At 39.4% G+C, this 20,651-nt stretch carries 16 protein-coding genes; 4 read left to right on the top strand and 12 right to left on the bottom strand.

Going from position 1 to position 20,651, the window contains the following annotated elements; translation table 11 throughout:
• Window positions 1-14: 14 nt before the first annotated feature.
• The 9 genes from allE to B5D30_RS03060 all read right to left on the bottom strand — a co-directional run bounded on the left by allE (window position 15) and on the right by B5D30_RS03060 (window position 9,952).
• Window positions 15-803, bottom strand: coding sequence for a (S)-ureidoglycine aminohydrolase (allE, locus tag B5D30_RS03020; RefSeq protein WP_078806565.1), 789 nt, complete (start codon window positions 801-803; stop codon window positions 15-17).
• A gap of 84 nt (window positions 804-887) precedes the next feature.
• The gene (locus B5D30_RS03025) at window positions 888-2,105 is read right to left on the bottom strand and encodes an MFS transporter (RefSeq protein ID WP_078806566.1); all 1,218 of its coding nucleotides are present in this window, start codon (window positions 2,103-2,105) and stop codon (window positions 888-890) included.
• Between the two features lie 378 nt (window positions 2,106-2,483).
• The gene (allC, locus tag B5D30_RS03030; RefSeq protein ID WP_078806567.1) at window positions 2,484-3,716 is read right to left on the bottom strand and encodes an allantoate deiminase; all 1,233 of its coding nucleotides are present in this window, start codon (window positions 3,714-3,716) and stop codon (window positions 2,484-2,486) included.
• A 302-nt stretch (window positions 3,717-4,018) separates the two neighbouring features.
• Window positions 4,019-4,447, bottom strand: a complete 429-nt coding sequence (locus tag B5D30_RS03035; RefSeq protein WP_234984611.1) for a cupin domain-containing protein — start codon at window positions 4,445-4,447, stop codon at window positions 4,019-4,021.
• A gap of 210 nt (window positions 4,448-4,657) precedes the next feature.
• A complete protein-coding gene (locus tag B5D30_RS03040) occupies window positions 4,658-5,815 on the bottom strand; it encodes a glycerate kinase (protein ID WP_078806569.1) in 1,158 nt (385 codons plus the stop codon).
• A gap of 32 nt (window positions 5,816-5,847) precedes the next feature.
• A complete protein-coding gene (locus B5D30_RS03045; RefSeq protein ID WP_078806570.1) occupies window positions 5,848-6,807 on the bottom strand; it encodes a D-2-hydroxyacid dehydrogenase in 960 nt (319 codons plus the stop codon).
• Window positions 6,808-7,027: 220 nt separating this feature from the next.
• The gene (locus B5D30_RS03050; protein WP_078806571.1) at window positions 7,028-7,321 is read right to left on the bottom strand and encodes a hypothetical protein; all 294 of its coding nucleotides are present in this window, start codon (window positions 7,319-7,321) and stop codon (window positions 7,028-7,030) included.
• Between the two features lie 36 nt (window positions 7,322-7,357).
• On the bottom strand, window positions 7,358-8,260 hold the full coding sequence (locus B5D30_RS03055) for a sugar phosphate isomerase/epimerase family protein (RefSeq protein ID WP_078806572.1): 903 nt from the start codon (window positions 8,258-8,260) through the stop codon (window positions 7,358-7,360).
• Window positions 8,261-8,278: 18 nt separating this feature from the next.
• On the bottom strand, window positions 8,279-9,952 hold the full coding sequence (locus tag B5D30_RS03060; protein ID WP_078806573.1) for a thiamine pyrophosphate-dependent enzyme: 1,674 nt from the start codon (window positions 9,950-9,952) through the stop codon (window positions 8,279-8,281).
• A gap of 336 nt (window positions 9,953-10,288) precedes the next feature.
• Between B5D30_RS03060 and B5D30_RS03065 the strand changes: the two genes are divergently transcribed.
• On the top strand, window positions 10,289-11,902 hold the full coding sequence (locus tag B5D30_RS03065; RefSeq protein WP_078806574.1) for a PucR family transcriptional regulator: 1,614 nt from the start codon (window positions 10,289-10,291) through the stop codon (window positions 11,900-11,902).
• Window positions 11,903-11,950: 48 nt separating this feature from the next.
• Here the strand turns inward: B5D30_RS03065 and B5D30_RS03070 are convergent, their stop codons facing one another.
• Window positions 11,951-12,652 (bottom strand): carbonic anhydrase family protein, encoded by a 702-nt coding sequence (locus tag B5D30_RS03070; protein WP_144399461.1) that lies wholly within the window; start codon window positions 12,650-12,652, stop codon window positions 11,951-11,953.
• A gap of 1,534 nt (window positions 12,653-14,186) precedes the next feature.
• Between B5D30_RS03070 and B5D30_RS03075 the strand changes: the two genes are divergently transcribed.
• Window positions 14,187-15,464 (top strand): MFS transporter, encoded by a 1,278-nt coding sequence (locus B5D30_RS03075; RefSeq protein ID WP_078806576.1) that lies wholly within the window; start codon window positions 14,187-14,189, stop codon window positions 15,462-15,464.
• Window positions 15,465-15,514: 50 nt separating this feature from the next.
• Here the strand turns inward: B5D30_RS03075 and ligA are convergent, their stop codons facing one another.
• Window positions 15,515-17,515, bottom strand: a complete 2,001-nt coding sequence (ligA, locus tag B5D30_RS03080; protein WP_234984612.1) for an NAD-dependent DNA ligase LigA — start codon at window positions 17,513-17,515, stop codon at window positions 15,515-15,517.
• A gap of 211 nt (window positions 17,516-17,726) precedes the next feature.
• Here ligA and rpsT point away from each other — a divergent pair, with 211 nt between their 5' ends.
• Window positions 17,727-17,978 (top strand): 30S ribosomal protein S20, encoded by a 252-nt coding sequence (rpsT, locus tag B5D30_RS03085; RefSeq protein WP_078806578.1) that lies wholly within the window; start codon window positions 17,727-17,729, stop codon window positions 17,976-17,978.
• 89 nt (window positions 17,979-18,067) lie between these two features.
• Here the strand turns inward: rpsT and B5D30_RS03090 are convergent, their stop codons facing one another.
• The gene (locus B5D30_RS03090) at window positions 18,068-19,498 is read right to left on the bottom strand and encodes an NCS2 family permease (protein ID WP_078806579.1); all 1,431 of its coding nucleotides are present in this window, start codon (window positions 19,496-19,498) and stop codon (window positions 18,068-18,070) included.
• Window positions 19,499-19,798: 300 nt separating this feature from the next.
• On the opposite strand from B5D30_RS03090, the gene B5D30_RS03095 reads away from it, so the two are divergent.
• Window positions 19,799-20,614, top strand: coding sequence for a Cof-type HAD-IIB family hydrolase (locus tag B5D30_RS03095; protein WP_234984613.1), 816 nt, complete (start codon window positions 19,799-19,801; stop codon window positions 20,612-20,614).
• Window positions 20,615-20,651 lie beyond the last annotated feature (37 nt).

Here is a 20,651-nt window from a genome sequence, read left to right on the forward strand (position 1 = left end):
AAAAATCAGTAAATTTATATTTCTGCATCTCGGTGACAATCTTTTGAGTAGAGATAACTTAATGGTTCATCACGTCCTGTTGCGTAGCAGGCTTGCAAGCTATATGCTCCCATGAAAATGTAATCTCCTTTTTGTACTGGCACCCAATCGTTGTCTAGGTTATACATTCCTTGCCCAGAAAGTAACAATGCTCCATGCTCTTGAACGTGTGTTTCAATATACCCATGGCTTGCCCCCGGAGCGAAACTTAAAATGTGGAAGTTCATATCAAAATCAATTTCTGCTGGCAATAAATCAACTAATTGCACATCTTCCATTCCTTCATAGGCTTGAGATTTCAACTCATTGACATTTCCAATAACCGTGTAAGGTTTTGCTCCTTCAAGTTCTTGGTATCTTTTTTTGTAAAGGAATAATTCTGTCGCTTCTTCGCTTGTATTTTCAAAATAAATTTTCACACCTGCTGGAGCGTAGACATATCCTCCTGTGCTAAGCTCTTTCGTTTCTGTATCATCCGTTTTAACAGAAAGTTTTCCTTTGACAACGTATAAAAAGACTTCAATCCCTTCATCGCCAAAACCTTTGACATTTTTTCCATTTGGCAAGACTTTACAAATATAATCTACAAAGCTCGCACCTAGTTTTTTCGTGCTTAAAATTGTCATTTCGCAATTCTCGAAATTCGGCACAACGTTTTTCACCAATCCGTCTGGGGGAATGAGGGCATAATTGCCACGTTTCATAATCGCACGTGATGATAATAATTCCTTTGTATAACCAATTTGGTTTGTTTTGTATCCCATAATAATTCTCCGTTTCTTTTTTACTACTGCCTAACCCTTTTTCTTTTTTCCACGAAACTCTGTCTCTCTCCTAAATTTCCGCATTTATCGTTTTTTATTGACGATGAGGAAGAAAATCGCTGTGACAACTAAAATGGCAGCTGCTATATAAAATCCCATAATTTTAGAACCTGTGCTGTCGGAAATCATTCCTGTAATGGCTGGTGCCAAAACGGAAGAACTCATACCGAAAAAGTTGAATATTCCAAAAGTTGTTCCATAATTCTCTTTGGAGGCACTGTCACCAATGAACGAAATGATAATCGGCTCTACTGCTAATTTTCCTAACAAACCGTATAAAATCAATCCGATTAATAACAACGTAGCATTTGGTGATTTTACCACGAGAAAAAGCATACCCGCTGCTGCAAGCTCTAAAAAGAGTATAAAACTGATTTTCTTTTCCTTAAATTTGTCAGACAATCGGCTGAAAAATAACGCTCCCGGAATTGCCGCAAAAGCTACCAATGCCGAAGAAAAACCAATCGCAAGACCTTTAAAACCACGTTCTTCCTGTAAAAATGAAGGCAACCATGTCACAATCATGTAATAACTATAACAAGTGCCAAAGTATAAAAGATAAGAGGCAATCATGTGAATATTGAACAAAGAACTGATTTTAATTTTTTCTTTTTTCTTCTCAACTGCTTGTTCTTCTACTTTTTCACTTTTTACGCTAGATTTTATGCCACGTGCAAATACTAGCACCATGACAAGAATCGTAATTGAACAGATATACATCATCATTTGCCAAGGCAAACCAACGCTTTTCACCAGCAAACTAGAGCCAATCAAGCCAATGCCCATACCAACGGCAGAACCGCTGTTGATAATCGCAGTGGAAAGTCCACGTCTTTCGCTTGGAATACATTCACTTGACAGCGAATAGGCTGAACCATAATAAGACCCGCACCCTAAACCTGCAATAAAACTACCAATATAAATGGTCATAAGCGTGCCAGATTTGGCAATCAAAAATGCTGCCGCTGCAAAAATAAGAAAGCCCGGAATTAACACAATTTTTCTACCTAGTTTGTCAACCAGTATCCCTGCTGGAATTTGCATTCCTGTATAACCAAAGAAATAACAGCTTGAAATCAATCCCATTTGAGCATTTGAATGAATCCCAATAGATTGCTGTATTTCTGGAAATAGCGGGGTAAGTGCTGAACGATAAATCCAAATGGCAATCCACCCCATACAGAGCATGACGATTACTTTTTGCCAATATGGAACGCCTGTTTTTGCTTCTGAAATTTCCATTTTAATTCTCCTGTCTAGCTGTGAGGGGCAGGAGGGTGTCGCTGTTCGCAATGCCACCTGAAGCTCTGCTTCAGGCAAGTAAATGGCATGGCTCTCTGCGACAAACTCCTGAACGCCCCTCGTAGCTTTTCGTTTTGTCTAGCTGTGAGGGACAGGAGGTGGGTCGCTGTTCGCAATGCCACCTGAAGCTCTGCTTCAGGCAAGTGAATGGCATGGCTCTCTGCGACAAACTCCTAAACGCCCCTCGTAGCTTTTCTTTGTCTAGCTACATGGTGCTGAAGTTTGGCAACTGTTCGCAACTGCACTGGAAACTTACGTTTCCAGCAAGTAAATGCTGTGGCTCACTGTTGCAAACTTCAAAACGCACCATTTCGCTTTTTATTCTTCGTAAGCCAGTTTGTAAAGTGAAGAAACTAACGCTTTTACACCTTCTACTAAATCTTTTGTTTCTGTCGCTTCTGCTGGATTGTGGCTAATGCCTGCAATACTTGGAACAAATAACATTGCCGTTGGTACAAATTGAGCAAAAATTTGAGAGTCATGTCCTGCACCACTGTGCATGAGTTGATAATCAAGTCCTTGTTCTTGACAAGAAGTTTCAAGCACTTTCACGATTTTTTCACACATTGGTACTGGTTTTTCGTCCATCCAACAATCAATGTCAATTGCCAATCCAAGTTCTTCTGCAATTTGTTTCATATCATTTTCAAGAATTTGTGTAAATTCATTGAGTTTTCCTTGGTCGGTATGACGGCAATCCATTGAGAAAACAACTTTTCCGGGAACTACATTGACCGTATTTGGCATTACTTCCACATGACCAAACGTCAAAACAGTAGGATTTCCTTGAGCATTTGCTTTTTCAATGCTTTGGCTGACAATTTTGCTGTATCCGTAAATTGCATCTCTACGATATTCCATAGGAGTGGTTCCTGCATGGTTCGCCTCACCACTTAGAGTAATCGTATAACGTTTTTGACCAACAATCGCATTGACCACACCAACGGATTTACCAATACGCTCCAAAACGTTTCCTTGTTCAATGTGAATTTCTACAAATGCCTTAATGTCATTACGGAATCGATTATCCTCATCACGAAAATCAAATCCAGACTCTCGCATTGCCGTGACAAACGGCACTCCGTTTGCATCCGTTGCATTTTCAACATCACTTCGTTTAGCAAGTCCCCAAATATTTTTACTTCCCCAAAAAGCATATGGGAAACGACTTCCTTCTTCTTCTGCCATTGAAATGACTTCCAGACTTCTAAGCGGTTGACCGTACGTTTCTTTGAGGTATTTCACGGCAAGATACGCTGCGACAATCCCAAATTGACCGTCAAGACTTCCTCCGTTTACAACAGTATCTACGTGACTTCCTGACATAATCGTTTCTTCTGGGTATTTACTTCCTGTCAAACGACCAAATAAATTCCCAACTTCGTCGAATGTTGTACTTAAACCAATTCCCTCGAATTTCTCTTTTAAACCATTTTGAGCAATTCGCCAATTTTCGTCGTACAACAAGCGACTAATCCCACCTGTTGGATCGCTACCAATCGCAGATAGCCAGCTAATGTTTTCTTCGACTTCTTGATAAAAGTTCTCCATTTCGTATTCCTCTTTTCTTTTTATTTTTTTGGAAAATCCTTGTGCTACACCTTTTTAGCCTTAGAAATTCCTTTACCTTACACTTATATTGTAATCGTTTGCACCTGGATTTCATTAGTTGGTTTAAACAAGAATAAAAACAATCTTTATCATTTTTATACAAAGACTTTTTTCTTAAAAACACCAGCTCCTCTAAAAAAAGAAACAATCACCTCACGCAAACAAAGCGATTGTTTCTTATTGGCACGGTTACCCAAATTATTGATTTTCGCTTAAACGGAATTTTTAAAGGTACCCTTATATTATTCTGGTAAAATGAGATCCATTGGCTGTGGGCCTGCTACGCCTATTACCACAAAATCCTCATCACCTGTATTCGTCATGCCATGCTGATCACCCGGATAAGAAATAATCATGTCCCCGCTTGTAATTTCTACTTCTTCGTTTGGACGTGGGTAAAATGTACCTGTTCCTCGCACAACAATCCACAAATCATCCGAAGTCGTATGCGAATGAGTAAAAATACTCTGCCCCGGTCTCAAGCACCATACTGCACCTGCAGTTTTTTCTGTTTCATAAAAAATATTTTTCTTGCCTTCTTTTTCACAAAAACTCGTTACATCCGTCAACTTAAATAAACGTTCACTTATTGGATTCATATTGGTCTCCTTATTCCATTTTTTTCTTTTTTGTCTAGCTGTGAGGGGCAGGAGTTGGGCGACTGCTCGCAATGTCGCTTGAAGCTAACGCTTCAAGTGAATGAACGACATAGTTCGCTGTCGCAAACTCCTGAACGCCCCTCTACACTTTTCTTTGTCTAGCTACATGGTGCTGAAGTCTGGCAACTGTTCGCAACAGCACTGGAAACTACGTTTCCAGCAAGTAAATGCTGTGGCTCACTGTTGCAGACTTCAAAACGCACCATTACGCTTTTATTTTTTCTATTTATTCAAATTACCTTTAAACAATTGAGCAAATCGGAACAGTTGTTGGGTTGTTTTGCGAATTGCTTCTTTTGTTGATTGTGTTGATAGTATTTCTTGTTCGTTTGCGATACGTTGAATGGTGGGGAAAAAGGCAGAGATACCCATTTGATTGCATTTTTCTGCGTCTTTTGATACTCCTCCAGCAAGAGCAATGACTTTTTTTCCGTGTTTTTTCGCCATACTTGCCACCGCAACGGGAACTTTTCCCATAAGTGATTGAGAATCAAGCATTCCCTCACCTGTTACCACTAAATCAGCTTGTTTGATTTTTTCCTCCAAGCCTGTCAAACTCGCAATTTCTTCAAATCCTGACACGAGCCTTGAATCAAAATAGGAAAGAAAAGAAAAGGCAATTCCTCCTGCTGCTCCAGAACCCTCGTGTTCTCGGCATTGTTTGTGGGTTACTTCTTCGGTTAGGCGACTAAAATTCAAAAGCAACTCATCTATTTCTTGCATTTCGTTTTCTTTGACACCTTTTTGTTTGCCAAATACATAGGTTGCTCCGTTTTCACCGCATAAGACATTGCGAACATCACTTGCAAGTTTAAAGCGACATTCTTTCAATTCTGGTAGAAGTCCTTGACAGTCAATTTTCGCTAGTTTTCGCATATCTTTGAGCAAATAACCTAGACTTTTTCCATTTTCATCTTGAAAATCAACGCCTAATGCACTCAACATTCCAATCCCTGCATCATTTGTCGCACTACCACCCAAACCAATCAGAAAATCTCTATATCCTTTTTTCACCAAGGAACGAATTTGCTCACCAAAGCCATAAGTGGTCGCCTCCCAAGGATTGAGAAGTTCTTTTTTCACAAGCGTAATGCCAGAAGTCTCGGCAATTTCTAAAATTGCGGTTTGATTTAAAATGCCGTATTTTGCAATAACCGATTTCTCAAACAACGGTCCTTGCACAAAACTGTAAGACGTAGGCTCTTGATTTTGATAAAAAATAGAATCTATCGTCCCCTCCCCACCGTCTGCTATTGGGGAAACAAAGACTTGCGGAACGTCATGTTCATACGCTTCTTCTATTCCTTTTTTCACTGCCTCTCCTGCTTCAATGGAGGTGACACTTCCCTTAAAGGAGTCCATTACAACCAATATTTTCATTTCTTCGTTCTCCTTGTGCTACTTCAAGTATTTTATTGATTTACCACATTTACAGGAGTTGACGCCAAGAATTTTGCTACATTTTCTACTGCAATATTCATCAATCGTTCTCTTGCCTCCTTGGTTGCCCAAGCAATATGTGGTGTGATAATAATATTTTTCGCTTTTAACAATGGATTGTCGCTATTAATTGGCTCTGTTGAAACAACGTCAAGTGCTGCTCCTCTGATTTTTCCACTGTTCAATGCTTCTGCAACATCTGCCTCGTTGATAAGCGGACCACGTGAATTATTTATCAACATCACTCCGTCTTTCATTTTAGCAATGCTTTCTTTATTAATCATTCCCTCAGTTTCTGGGAATAGCGGGCAATGAAGTGAAATGACATCACTCTCACTCAACAATTCATCTAATTCAACAAATGTTGCTTGTGCGTTTGGCACATTTGCGTGTTTGTCGTAAGCAAGAATTTCCATACCGAGAGCTTGAGCAATTTCACCAACTTTTTGCCCAATACGACCAAAGCCAATAATCCCTAGTTTTTTGCCAGAAAGCTCCGTCAATGGATGTAGCCAGTAGCACCAATCTTGATTGTTCGTCCATTCTCCACGTTTTACACTATCCGAATGTTCTCCTATATGATGACACAATTCAAGCAAGAGAGCAATCGCATATTGAGCAACTGTATCTGTTCCGTAGGTTGGGATATTTGTCACAAGTATTCCTGCCTCTTTTGCTGCTTGTATATCTACCACATTATACCCTGTTGCCAATACACCAATATATTTCAAATTCGGTATAGCATCGAAAATTGTTTTCGTCAAAGGCGTTTTATTGGTCAACACAATTTCAGCCTCTCCAATACGTTCAACAATTTCCTTCTCTGACAATTTGCTACGATCATAAACCGTCAAATCTCCCAAATTGCCTAGTTTGTCCCATGATAAATCCCCCGGGTTTTCTGTATAACCGTCTAAAACAACAATTTTCATAATGAATTCCTTTCGTTTTCTTCATAAATGATCAAAACTTGAGTTTCGCCTGCTTTTCTTTGGATAGCTATGAGTGGCTGAAGTTTGGCAACTGCTCACAATGTCGCTCACAACTTTGTTGTGAGTAAATAAACGACAGTATTCGCTGTTGCAAACTTCAAACCGCCCCTCTTGCTTTTCTGTGTCTAGCTATGAGGGGCAGGGTTTTGGTCGTTGTTCGCTATGCCACTTGAAGCTTTGCTTCAAGCAAGTAAATGGCATGGCTCACTACGACAAAACCCTGAACGCCCCTCTCCGCTTTTCTGTGTCTAGCTACGAGGGGCAGGAGTTTGGTCGCTGTTCGCAATACCACCTGAAGCCGTGCTTCAAGCAAGTAAATGGCATGGCTCACTACGACAAAACCCTGAACGCCCCTCTCCGCTTTTCTGTGTCTAGCTACGAGGGGCAGGAGTTTGGTCGCTGTTCGCAATACCACCTGAAGCCGTGCTTCAGGCAAGTAAATGGCATGGCTCACTACGACAAACTCCAGAACGCCCCTCTCCGCTTTTCTTTACTCCTCCAATAATGCCCATGCTCTGTTTATCACACGTTTTGTTTGTGCGATTACTATATCGGCATCTTCGTATGCTCGTGGGGTTACTTCAAATGATAAAATCATTGGGTTGTGTTTGTCAAATAATCCCTCATTTTTGCAGACTTGGAAGAAATCTAGTAGTTCTTCTGTTCCATTTTCACTATTTGGGAAATCAAAACGTGGGTGCAAATCACCAAATGCCTCACAATCTTCCTTGATTACTGCATTCCCAATGTGCAAATGTGTAATGTATGGTCGAGTTGTTTGAATCACGAACTTGCTTGTTTCGTGCGTAATCGGGAAATGTGACAAGTCAACAATCAATCCAAAATTATTGCACACATTGCGAACATCTCCTGCAAATTTTGCCGCAAGAGGTGCAGGACCTATCAAGGATTTTTTATCCACATCAAAATCGAACACTTCTAGCTCAACGCTCATCTCTTTTTCAGCTGCATATTTACAGACATTGATCGTTGTTTTCAATAATTGAGCATATGCCACTTCTTTCGTTTCTTCCTCGTATTTTCCTGACAAAAAGGCAATTCCTTTTGCACCAAGATATTCCGCCTCGTCCACTGATTCCAAGAGAATTTTCTCTGCTTTTAAGCGTTCTGTTTCATCCAGTGCATTTGGGTTTAAACCGCCGCCCAATAAACGTGGTTGCACGCCATATGCCACACGCAAACCAGATTGTGCAATAAGTTCTTTGACTTCTTTGCGTTTTTCTTCGTCTGCAATATGTGTAATTTCTACTGCACGAAAATCTGCATCTTTTGCTACATTTTTCAACGTTTCTAGCACATCATAACGTGCTTGTGGATAACTCATAAATTGAATTAAACCTAAATCAAAGTATTTTGCTAATGGTTCTTTCATTTTTCGTTCCGTCCTTCCTTAATCTCCAAAATTACGAATATTGTCAAGGGCTACACCCATGTCGCAAAGTTGTTCTGGTTCGCAAATGACATCAATTACTACACTTTTCTCTGATTTTTTCGCTTTCTCTAGTGCCAAACGTAACTCATCTGGAGTAAAGACACGTTCACCCACACAACCATAACCTTCTGCCACTTTTACATAATCAATCAATCCATTTTGATTGTATGGCATATCTACACCGTACTCAAAATCATAGGCAACCTTTTGATTTTGTCTGATTAATCCTAAATAGGCATTGTTGACAATTACGGTAATCATTGGTTTTTCATACGCTGCGGAAACGGCGATTTCTTCTCCCATAAAGGTAAAACCGAAATCTCCAAGCACAGTAACAGAGGTAGCTGTTGGGTCTGCGACTTTTGCACCAAAGGCAGCAGGCACTTCAAATCCTAACGTTCCCGCACCTCCTGACGGTAAATAACGTCTTGGGCGATTAATCTCTTGCAATTGCCCACTCCAAATTTGCGTAATTCCGCACCCTGCTGTAAACATGGTATTTTCATCAAAGACTTCATTTAATTCCTTGAATACACGATGTGGTTTGATTGGCGTATCATCAAAATCCGTTTTACGTGCCAATTCTTTCCGCCACTCTGGCAGTTTCTCAATTTCTTTGCGACCAACTGCACCAAGATTGCGTTTTTCAGCCACTTCAAGCAACATTTCTAAAGCAATTTTCGCATCAGAAACAATCCCTAAATCTGGCTGGAATACTTTCCCGATCTGCGTTGGTTCAATGTCGATGTGAATAAATTTCCGTCCATGTCTATATACTTCTAAATTCCCTGTATGACGGTCTGTAAAGCGATTACCAATTCCGATAATCAAATCAGATTCCAAGAAAATTTTGTTCCCGATTGGCTGACCTACTTGAATCCCCGCATGACCTGCATTGAGCGGATGATTGATTGGAACTCCACCTTTTGCCATATACGTTTGGATAATCGGAATTTGAAGTTTTTCAGCAAATTGAATAAGTTTTTCTTCTGATTTTGAAAGAATCACTCCACCTCCCATAATAATTGCAGGCATTTTTGCCTCCTCAATCATATCCAACACTTTTTCAATTTCAGCGTAGCTCGCAGAAATTTTCTGGATTGCTTTTGGCTCGTATTGCTCAATGTCAAACTCAATTTCTTGTTGCTGAATATCAAGTGGTAAGTCAAGTAAAACAGGGCCGGGCTTGCCTGAACGCATGAGATAAAATGCTTCACGCATAATTTCAGGAATTTTTTCAGCCTCTAGCGGACAATATACTTTTTTACAAACACTTGAGGCAATGCTTACCATATCAACACATTGGAACGCATCTTGTTTTAATTGCCAACTATTTGCCTGACCTGTAATTGCCAAAACTGGAATAGAGTCAATATTTGCCGTATAAAGTCCTGTCACAAAATTCGTTGCTCCGGGTCCTGACGTACAAATAGCCAACGCAATTTTATGTTTGGCACGATAATAACCGTCTGCCGCATGAACACAAGCCTCCTCATGACGCATACAATAATGCTCAATCGGAGCATTTTCCATGTATTTGTAGACTGGGTTTATCCCCGCCCCCGGTATTCCGAAAGCATCTTGAATACCTTCTTTTACCATAATTTGTACTATTGCTTCTGCAACCTTCATTTGTATTCTCCTCTCGTGAGAGAATAAGAAAAATTTCACTTATTCCTCTTTTTCTTCTTAGAAACTCAACACCTTAAAACAAGTGAAGTACGCGGAAACAATATTTCTACTACATTTTAAGGTGTCGCATTTTTCGTGTGGCTTATCCGCCTCACCTGTAAAAATAGTATCACGTTCCTTTTCGGATAACTTTATCCGCTTTCAACAAAGAAACTCTATTTTTTTATTTATCCTGCACAAAATAAAAAACGTAAAATCTCAAGACTTTAAACCGTTCTCATGGTATATTATGTTTATTATTTATATACTAAGTAAATCTATTTTTTGGAGGAGAATATGAAAAGCTTAAAAGAAATTTTATCTACCCCTCGTTTTGCCGAGCTAAAAGTTTTGAACAAAAATGCCAATTTAGATGTGCCAGTCAGTAGTGTCGATATTAGCGAAACGCCTGATATTACTTATTATCTCGCACCTCATTCACTTCTTTTGACTACTGCAATGAGCTACAAGGACGATGTCAACGAGTTGTGTACGTTAATCAAAAATCTTCACAACTTACCTTGTCCAGCACTTGCAATCAAATTAGGTCGTTTTATTCCTGAAATTAGCGAGGAAGTCTTAGCGTATGCTGATTCGCTCAATTTTCCGATTATCCAAATTCCAAGCACGATGACTTTGGGAGATATTTCACACAAACTGCTTAGCTATCTTTGGGATAATCAGACCGAGGAAATCTTTTTTGCAATTGAAGTGCAGAAAAAATTTGCTGAACTTATGTTCAAAGGGGCGAGCATTTCTACTTTGATTGAGCAGCTAAGCTCAATGATTCACCAACCTCTTTTGCTTGTTGACCCATTTGGCAACTGTCTCAAGGCAAGTCGTTCGCAAGAAAGCAATGCACCTATGTCGGAGAAGAAAAAACAAGAATTGCTTGCACTACTCGTTGAACATCAAAAAGAGCGAGGAACACAGAAAAAAACATTTCTTTTTGAAATTGACGATGAAAACAGTAAACTTATCACGATTTTGCCAATTTATTCGGATAGTTATATTCCGCATCTTCTCGTTATTTTCAATGTCAGCTCTTTGAAATACCCCTTTTCGCAACTAGCGATTGAACAAGCACTTATGGTGCTTTCACTTGCAATTTACAAAGAACAGACCATTCAACAAGAAAATAGACGAATGAGATTGCATTTGTACCAAAATCTCATGCACATTGACAAAAATAAACAGCTTTTGAACATCATTGAACTTCAGCCTTTTTTGTCATCATTTGATTCCAATTATTTTCGAGCAGTTGTCGTTCACCTAAATTTAGCTGAAAACAAGCGATTTTTCGAGAAAAAAATAGACACGATTGCCTATGATTTGATTGATTTGTATTTGAATGAAATAAACTCTGACACACTCTTGCTACCAACCGAAGTAGCCAATCAATACGTCCTACTTTTTCACAATAAAACAACGATACAAGAAACTTTGGAAGAAATTCGTGAAAAAATAAAACAATTGGTCAATGTGGACACTTCTTTTGGCATTGGCGACCCTGTAAATAAAATCAATCTGTTCCGTTTTTCATACAAAGAAGCCTTGAGTGCTTTAAAAATGAACAAGCAAAAAGATGAATTTGTCTTTTACAATAAAGTACAAGGAATTAACCGTATCGCTGAAAATGTTTCAAAGGAAGAAATGCGTTATTTTTGTGAGTCTATCCTAAAGGAATTGGCATATCCAAAAAACGAGGCAGATGAGGATTTACGTCTTACGCTCTCTACATTCCTAGATTGTCAGTGCAATATTGCAGAAACCGCTGAACAACTTTACGTCCACCGCAATACGATTAAATATCGCATTGAAAAATGCACCAAACTGTTCGGGTTGCCAGTAGACAATCCTGAACTTTCTTTGCAGTTGAGAGTAGCACTTTATTTGTCGGAACCAGAATAAAAAAACTTAAGTGTCCCTCTAAAAACAATGTTCAAGAGGGACACTTATTTACCCTGCATACCAAATTTTCTTCTGCAATTGTTCTTGAATTGGGCGATTGTTTTTCCGCCACCCATATTTTTCTAGGAAAGAAAATAACGTTCTGCTACTTAACGAAGCAATTTCAGAGAATACAACCCAATGAATATCCCCACGACACGGCGGTGTAGTAAATGAACCGTAATAAGCATAATAACTTGATTTTGACAAAATAAATTGGCTCAAGTCTATTTCCACCTCATCACAGCCTTCTACCCACTCAAAAACAGAATGTTCCCTTGAGGCTTTCCCTCCTCGGAAAGTGTTTTGAATACAATCAAACAATACTGCGACAACTAAAACTTCACGAGCTTTAGAATAATGCACTAAATGAAACTCAATCGGATAACTTTTTCCGTCAATACTATGTTCACTTGGTAAATGAAAATGAATATCCTCTAAATAGAACCAGTTATCATTAAATTTCACACGATTTTTTTTATTTTTTGGAAGAAAATGAAAAGTATGCTTTGACCACCGAATTTTATAAATGTCCTCTTCATAGTGAAGTTGTAAAAAATCCTTATCCAAGCTATTGGTCACTTTCTCCGTTGATAATGCAATTGGAGACTGCATATGCTTTTGACAAGCAAATTTGAACTCATCACAAAGTTCCTCCCAACGATGTGGCCCATTTTCTAAATAGTCCCATTCCTCCATATTTATAATCATTCCTTTCGTTCCGCTCAAGGCACAACACCGTATAAAAACAGTTGTATATCCTCAAGTTTTGTCTTATAATCTACTTATATGGCTAACACCTTTTTAGATTTCTCACTATAAAGTGATGTAGTACACTTTCTACTCCTGATATTTCTTTTTCTTGTAGGACTGTAATGCACGCTAAATTAATATGCAGTTGCCTGTGGAATGATGTAAAATCTAAAAAAGTTGCAGTATAACCATATTGTAAAAAACTACAAGATAGGGCTAATTTTTTGTACCCTTTTTCTGTTTTCCTATTGTCTTATTTTTTCAAACTTCACCTCTCTATTCAAACGACTGAACCACCAAACCTTAGAACGCTTACATTCTTTTGTTATCACTTTTCTTTTCATAGTATTATAAAACCTAAAGCTCCCTCTAGTATTTGTCCAAAACTCTCAAAAAACAAAAATGAAACTGTTGATTCTACACAAGGAAAACTTTCCCAGCAAGAAGTACAATGTATTAAACGCTTACATTTTCTTTTGATATAAACCGAAAGGCGAAGAGGGGCGGTCTGGAGTTTGTCGCAGTGAACCACGTCGTTTATTTACTCACAACATAGTTGTGAGCGACGTTGTGAACAGCGACCAAACTCCTGCCCCTCGTAGCTAGACAAACCGAAAAGCGAAGAGGGGCGGTTTGAAGTTTGCAACAGTGAGCCACGTCGTTCACTTAATCGCAACGCTAGTTGCGATCGACATTGCGAACAGTTGCCAAACTTCTGCCCCTCGGAGCTAGACAAACCGAAAGGCGAAGAGGGGCGGTCTGAAGTTTGCAACAGTGAGCCATGTCGTTCATTTAATCGCAACGCTAGTTGCGATCGACATTGCGAACAGTTGCCAAACTTCTGCCCCTCAGAGCTAGACAAAGAAAAGCGAGCGGGGCGGTCAGGAGTTTGTCGCAGTGAGCCATACCATTTACTTGCCTGAAGCACGGCTTCAGGTGGTATTGCGAACAGCGACCAAACTCCTGCCCCTCGAAGCTAGACAAAACGAAAAGCGAAGAGGGGCGGTCTGAAGTTTGCAACAGCGAACACTGTCGTTTATTTACTTGAAACGAAGTTTCAAGCGACATTGCGAGCAGTTGCCAAACTTCTGCCCCTCAGAGCTAGACAAAGAAAAGCGAAGAGGGGCGGTCAGGAGTTTGTCGCAGTGAACCACGTCGTTTATTTACTCACAACAAAGTTGTGAGCGACGTTGTGAACAGCGACCAAACTCCTGCCCCTCGAAGCTAGACAAAACGAAAAGCGAAGAGGGGCGGGCTGGAGTTTGCAACAGCGAACACTGTCGTTTATTTACTTGAAACGAAGTTTCAAGCGACATTGTGAGCAGTTGCCAAACTTCTGCCCCTCAGAGCTAGACAAAACGAAAAGCGAAGAGGGGCGGTAAGAAGTCTGTGGCAGTGAGCCGTGCCGTTCATCTACTCGAAACGAAGTTTCGAGCGGCACTACGAACAGCCACCAGACTTCTGCCCCTCACAGCTAGACAGGAGACTTAAAATGGAAATGAAACAAGAAAATGCCAATAAAAATTATTGGTTGCGTGTAATTGTAATGTTGTGTTTGGGCTGGGTGACTATTTGGATTTATCGTTCTTCCTTAAATCCACTTTTTTCTGAAATTCAGCAAACAGTAGGGCAACACACCAATGCTCAAATGGGGCTTATTTCTAGCTGTTATTTCGTTGGTGCAGTTGGTATGCAAATTCCCTCAGGAATTTTAGTAGATAAATTTGGGAAGAAAACGGTGCTTATTCCTGGCTTTATCGCTTTCGCCTTGGCAGCATTTCTCATTGCACAAGCAAAAGGGTTGACGACAATTTATATTGCAAGCGTCATTGCTGGAATGGGTTGTGGCTGTTATTTTGGAACAGCATACTCTCTTACCTCAGAAAGTATTCCAGCAGATAGAAAAGGGATTTCTACTGCAATTATCAACAGTGGTTCTGCTGTTGGCATGGGAATTGGGATGATTCTCTCAAGTCTATTCGTCAAACAAATCGGACTTCCTTGGCAAACCATGATGTATATCTGCTTTGGTCTTATCCTGACAATGCTTGTCGTCTTCGTTCTAGGAATTAAGACCAATCAAACTCAAAAATCAACGAAAAAAACACAAATCGTTGAAGAAGTCGTGGTAGAAGAAGAAACCGAAGGCAAAAAAGGATTGTTCTCTCCTAAAATGTTAGTATCTTATTTATTGTATTTCGGCACTTGCTACGGCTATTACATGGTCGTGACGTGGCTGCCTGCTTTTCTACAAGATGAACGTGGATTCAAAGGAATTGCAATTGGCTTTTCTTCTGCTTTAGTAGCCTTTGCAGCAATTCCCGGGGCATTGATTTTCAGTCGTCTTTCTGACAAATATCGGACACATAAAACACTGATTATTTTACTGCTAGAAATTTCTGCGTCTCTCATGTTACTCTTAACCGTTTCTGCTCAAAATTCAACATTATTATTAGTTGGATTGATTTTATACGGTTTTCTTGGAAAACTTGCCGTTGAACCGATTATTATTTCGCATATTAGCGATCACGCCTCTAAAAAATTCTTGGGAACAACACTTGGTGTGTCCAATTTCTTCGGACTAAGTGCCTCAATTTTTGCCCCAACGATTACAGGAGTGATTTCTGATGCCTCTGGTACGAGAGAAATGGGCTTTTACATCTCTATTATCATCATGGCAGGAGCAGCTATTTTATTCTTCCTTGTTAATTCTTTCAAAAAAGAGAAAAAAGACACCGTCAATCTTTCTTCTCTTTCAGTAGATGAATAAAACTAGATAGCAAAAAAACGCATGAAGTTTTAAAACCTCATGCGTTTTTCTTACTCTCCAAAAGCCTCAATCATCTGTTTCTCGCTCCATACTTCAATGCCTAGCTGTTCGGCTTTCACAAGTTTACTTCCTGCCTCAGCACCTGCAATGACAATATCCGTTTTTTTCGATACTGAACCTGTCACTTTGCCACCAAGAGACTCGATTTTTTCTTTTGCTACGTTTCGCTTATACTGTTCAAGCGTTCCTGTCAAGACAATCGTTTTCCCTTGGAAAAGAGAGTTTACTTCTAAAATTTCACTTTTCTTTTGCCCAAGATAACGCAAATTAACCCCTGCACTTGCTAACTCATTCATCAGTTCATGCACTTCGCTATTGGCAAAATATTGCACGATAGAATCCGCAATCACGCCTCCAATCGTGTCAATGCTTGCAATTTCTTCAGCGTTTGCCTTAGACATTTTTTCCATTGTCTCAAAATGTTCCGCAAGAATTTTTGCCGCCTTGTTGCCGACATGGCGAATCCCAAGACCAAACAATAGACGTTCTAACGAATTGTCTTTGCTTTTTTGAATGGCAGTATAGAAATTTTTCGCCGATTTTTCTTTTACTTTCTCAAGATGTAAAAAATCTTCTTCACACAACTGATACAAATCCGCCACGTCTGCCACCATTTTTTTATCGAAAAGCTGTTCCAAAATTCTTGGCCCTACTCCGTCAATATTCATCGCATCTCTTGAAACAAAATGATACAAACCTTCTTTGATTTGAGCAGGACATTTTGGATTAATGCAACGAAGGGCAACTTCTTCCTCCAAATGCACAAGAGTGCTCTCACATTCTGGACAATGCGTTGGCATTTCATAAGGAAGTGAAGCCCTCCCTCGTTTTTCTACAAGAACACGTGCAACCGCAGGAATAATATCCCCTGCTTTATAAAGTATCACCGTATCATTCAAGCGAATATCTTTTTCTTTGATATAGTCAATATTGTGCAAAGTTGCACGACTTACCGTTGACCCTGCCACACGTACAGGAGTCAAATTGGCAGTTGGAGTGACAACTCCTGTTCGCCCAACCGTCCATTCAATGCTTTCAACCGTTGTTTCTACTTCTTCTGGCGGAAATTTATATGCCGTTGCCCAACGAGGAGCTTTTGCAGTAAATCCAAGTTGCTCTTGAGCTGAAAAATCATTGACCTTAATGACCACACCGTCAATTTCATAAGGCAAGCTACTTCTTTTCTCATGAAATTCCTCGATAAATGCCCAAATCTCATCGGCATTTCGACACAACCGTGCAAAAGAATTAACCTTCAAACCTAATTGCTTCAAATGCTCCAACGCTTCTTTTTGACTTACCGCATGAAGAGGACCAAAATCAGCCAAAGTATAAAGAAACGTGTTCAAATTTCTCTTAGCAGTCTCTTTTGTATCCAGTTGTCTCAATGAACCTGCTGCGGCATTTCGTGGATTGGCAAACACGTCAAGACCATTTTCTTCCCGTTGTTCATTTAACTGACTGAAAGAAAGTCGTGGCATATACGCCTCACCACGCACTTCAATTGAGATATTTTCTTTCAACCTCATTGGAATCGACTTGATTGTCCGAAGATTTTCCGTAATATTTTCGCCAACTGTTCCGTCACCACGTGTCGCACCACGCACAAACTTTCCTTCTTCATATTTTAAGGAAATAGAGAGTCCGTCAATTTTCAGCTCACACATATATTCCTGAGCTTTTCCAGACTGACGTTCCACACGTGCAACAAATTCTTCGATTTCCGCTTTATTAAACACGTCACTCAACGAAAACAGCGGAATTTCATGCGTTACTTTCTCAAAGCTCTCTAGCACTACACCGCCCACTCTACGTGTTGGTGAATCATCTGGCACTTCCCACTCTGGATGAGCCTTTTCAAGCTCCTCAAGCTCACGATAGAGCTTGTCATAATAACTATCCTCCACACTTGGATTATCTAAAACGTAATACTCATAGGCATAACGTGTCAGTTCTTCTCTTAATTTCTCTGCTTTTTTTTGATTTTCCATAACACCCTCCATATTCTTCCGTCTCTTTATTATAAATGATTTTTTGCTTACTATCTATTTTTTACAGCTAATTTTCCTCTGTAAAGAAAAAATCTTGACATTTCAAATTATTTTTATTGCGTTCTTCTCCGTTTTTCGTTATAATGAAAAATGTTGATTACGAATTTTCTATTCTTCGTAACTCGTAAATTACTAGTGGAGGTGAATATTCATGCCTAACATTAAATCTGCAATTAAACGTGTTGCAACAAATAAAGCTGCAAACGAAAGAAACTCTGCACAAAAATCTGCTATGCGTTCTGCAATCAAAAAATTTGAAACTGCAGTAGCTGAAGGAGTTGATGCAACAGAGCTTTTCAAAGCTGCAACAGTTGCCATTGACAAAGCAGAAACTAAAGGATTGATTCACAAAAACAAAGCGAACCGTGACAAATCACGCTTGGCTGCAAAATTGGCTAAATAATTTTGGACTTCCTTCGGGGAGTTTTTTTGTTGGGAAAATTGGCTACTTTTATGATATAAAAAGAACGCCATCTCTGACGTTCTCTAATTTTACATTGTTGCTAAAATAATCCAGTTCAAAATAAACAAGAGATTGACCACCCAAAGAATTGGATGAACTTCACGGAATTTTCCTTTCGCCACTTTTACCACTGCGTAGAAAATAAATCCTGCGGCAATTCCATACGAAATGCTGTATGCAATTCCCATGAAGACACTTGCGAAAAATGCTGGAATTGCTTCTTCCAATTCACCCCACTCAATTTCTTTGAATGATGACATCATCATCACCCCAACCATGATTAACACTGGAGCGGTCGCTTGAGACGGCACTACGGCAAGAAGTGGGCTAAGGAAACTTGAGAGAGCAAAGAAAATCGCTACAAACACTGAGGTCAACCCAGTACGTCCTCCTGCACCAATTCCTGCGGCACTTTCTACATAAGTTGTTACATTACTCGTTCCAACGACTGAACCAATGGTTGTAGCTGTAAAGTCAGCAATCAATGCACGATCCATTTTCGTTTTGAAACCACCAACAGATGACTCATCTTCATCTGAAAACAATCCAGATTTCCGACCTGTACCGATTAATGTACCAATCGCATCAAACGTATTCGTCAAAGCAAATGCCAAAATTGTCATCAATGTTTGTGGAATTTTTGATGTGTCAGAAAATAGTGAGCCAAGTCCATCTTTACCTAATGCTACACCGAAAGTTTCACCTAATGCACCAAAAGCTGCTCCAAGTGAATTGTCTTTCCAATTAATCGCAGATAAATCTACAACACCTGTTAAAATTCCTACGATTGTTGTGATAACGATTGATAGTAAAATTCCTGCTTTTACTTGTCTTACAACTAAAATTGCCGTCAACGCAATCCCGAAAAGTGCAAGCAACACTGCTGGTTGAGAGAAATTGACAAGTGCTGGCACAGCACTAGAAGAAACTTCAATCGTTGCTGCACTCTTATCTGCTCCTTCACCAAACACCGTATACGTGCCGGGATCTGCTGTAAATTTCAACAATCCTGCGTTTTTAATTCCGATATAGGCAATAAAACACCCAATTCCGCCACCAATTGCGTATTGCAATGTTTGTGGAATTGCATAAATCAACATTTTCCGTACCTTTGTTAGCGTAATGACTACATCAATCAACCCGCAAATGAATACCATCGCAAGTGCTTGTTGCCATGTATAGCCTAACGACAAGACAACGGTAAACGTGAAAAATGCGTTCAATCCCATTCCCGGTGCAAGTGCGTAAGGCACATTTGCAAATAATCCCATGACTAACGTTCCAATTACTGAGGCGATAATCGTTGCCAAAAAGACCGCTTGGAAATTCATACCTGCTTGGCTTAAAATTTGAGGATTGACAAATAAAATATAGCTCATTGCGAAGAATGTTGTCACTCCAGCGAAAAACTCTGTTGAAACGCTTGTGTTGTTTTCCTTTAATTTGAAAAACTTGTCCATAATAGAAGAACTCTCCTTGTAAATGATTTTTTGTTAAGCAAATTCTCAAAATTCGCCTATTAAAATGAAAATAATAGCTCGGAAAACATCTTTTTCCGAATACATTTCAAGTTTACTTGTTTAATATTCGTTTTTCAAACTTTTCACTATCATTTTGTTAATAAAAATTTAAAAAGTTCGCATTTGAACCGTTTCCATAAAGGTTAAAAGGAATTTCTATCAAATAACCGACAATCGAAACAATCGCATATTTTAAAAGTTCGTGCTATGATAAGGAAAATAACAATAGGAGAGATTCACGTGACAGAGAAAAAATTAATTGCGATTGATTTAGACGGAACGGCTCTAAACAGCGATTCTAAGTTGAGCAAAAAAACAATTCAATCATTGAAAAGAGTGAGCGAGAAAGGACATTTTGTGAGTATCGTAACAGGTAGACCTTATCGCTTGGCGATTGACTTTTATCGTGAGCTTTCACTGACAACACCAATGGTCAATTTTAACGGTGGCTTGATTGTCCTTCCTGAAAAAGATTGGGCGGGCGAAAGACAGGCACAAATTGAGCGTGAGCTAGTCTTTGAAATTCTCGCACGCAAACATGAGTATGATTTAAACTTCATTGCAGCAGAGAATAAAGATCATTTTTACGTGGATAATTTTCATTATATGGAGCCAACATTTTTTGGTGCTGCTACTTTTTCCGAAGAAAATCTGCTAACGCCAATGAATATGCGAATCAAACCAAATTCCATGCTGGTTAGTGCTTCTTCTGAAGAAAATAAACATTCTGTGGCAAGTGAATTACGAAAAGATTACGGTGATTTACTTGATGTCAACCCTTGGGGTGGACCAAATCCAATTTTAGAGCTTGTGCCAAAAGGGATTCACAAAGCACACGGGGTGAGCGAAATTGCTGATTTTCTGCAAATTAAAAAAGAGAATATTTTCGCCTTTGGAGATGAATTAAACGATTTGCAAATGATTATCGAGGCAGGGTGCGGAATTGCAATGAAAAATGCAAACGAAGAAGTAAAAGCTGTCGCAGATGACATTACACGTTTTACCAATGACGAAGACGGTTTAGCGGATTATTTAGAAAATGAACTAGGGTTTTAAGCAATCGAAAAGGCTTGCAAAATTTAAATTTCAGCCT

The sequence above is a fragment of the Pilibacter termitis genome (assembly GCF_900167335.1).
Classification (GTDB): domain Bacteria; phylum Bacillota; class Bacilli; order Lactobacillales; family Streptococcaceae; genus Pilibacter; species Pilibacter termitis.

Coding starts and splice junctions, on each gene's coding strand:
- allE (WP_078806565.1), bottom strand. CDS start 803: ATGGGATACAAAACAAACCAAATTGGTTATACAAAGGAATTATTATCA.
- B5D30_RS03025 (WP_078806566.1), bottom strand. CDS start 2,105: ATGGAAATTTCAGAAGCAAAAACAGGCGTTCCATATTGGCAAAAAGTA.
- allC (WP_078806567.1), bottom strand. CDS start 3,716: ATGGAGAACTTTTATCAAGAAGTCGAAGAAAACATTAGCTGGCTATCT.
- B5D30_RS03040 (WP_078806569.1), bottom strand. CDS start 5,815: ATGAAAATATTGGTTGTAATGGACTCCTTTAAGGGAAGTGTCACCTCC.
- B5D30_RS03045 (WP_078806570.1), bottom strand. CDS start 6,807: ATGAAAATTGTTGTTTTAGACGGTTATACAGAAAACCCGGGGGATTTA.
- B5D30_RS03055 (WP_078806572.1), bottom strand. CDS start 8,260: ATGAAAGAACCATTAGCAAAATACTTTGATTTAGGTTTAATTCAATTT.
- B5D30_RS03060 (WP_078806573.1), bottom strand. CDS start 9,952: ATGAAGGTTGCAGAAGCAATAGTACAAATTATGGTAAAAGAAGGTATT.
- B5D30_RS03065 (WP_078806574.1), top strand. CDS start 10,289: ATGAAAAGCTTAAAAGAAATTTTATCTACCCCTCGTTTTGCCGAGCTA.
- B5D30_RS03070 (WP_144399461.1), bottom strand. CDS start 12,652: ATGATTATAAATATGGAGGAATGGGACTATTTAGAAAATGGGCCACAT.
- B5D30_RS03075 (WP_078806576.1), top strand. CDS start 14,187: ATGGAAATGAAACAAGAAAATGCCAATAAAAATTATTGGTTGCGTGTA.
- ligA (WP_234984612.1), bottom strand. CDS start 17,515: ATGGAAAATCAAAAAAAAGCAGAGAAATTAAGAGAAGAACTGACACGT.
- rpsT (WP_078806578.1), top strand. CDS start 17,727: ATGCCTAACATTAAATCTGCAATTAAACGTGTTGCAACAAATAAAGCT.
- B5D30_RS03090 (WP_078806579.1), bottom strand. CDS start 19,498: ATGGACAAGTTTTTCAAATTAAAGGAAAACAACACAAGCGTTTCAACA.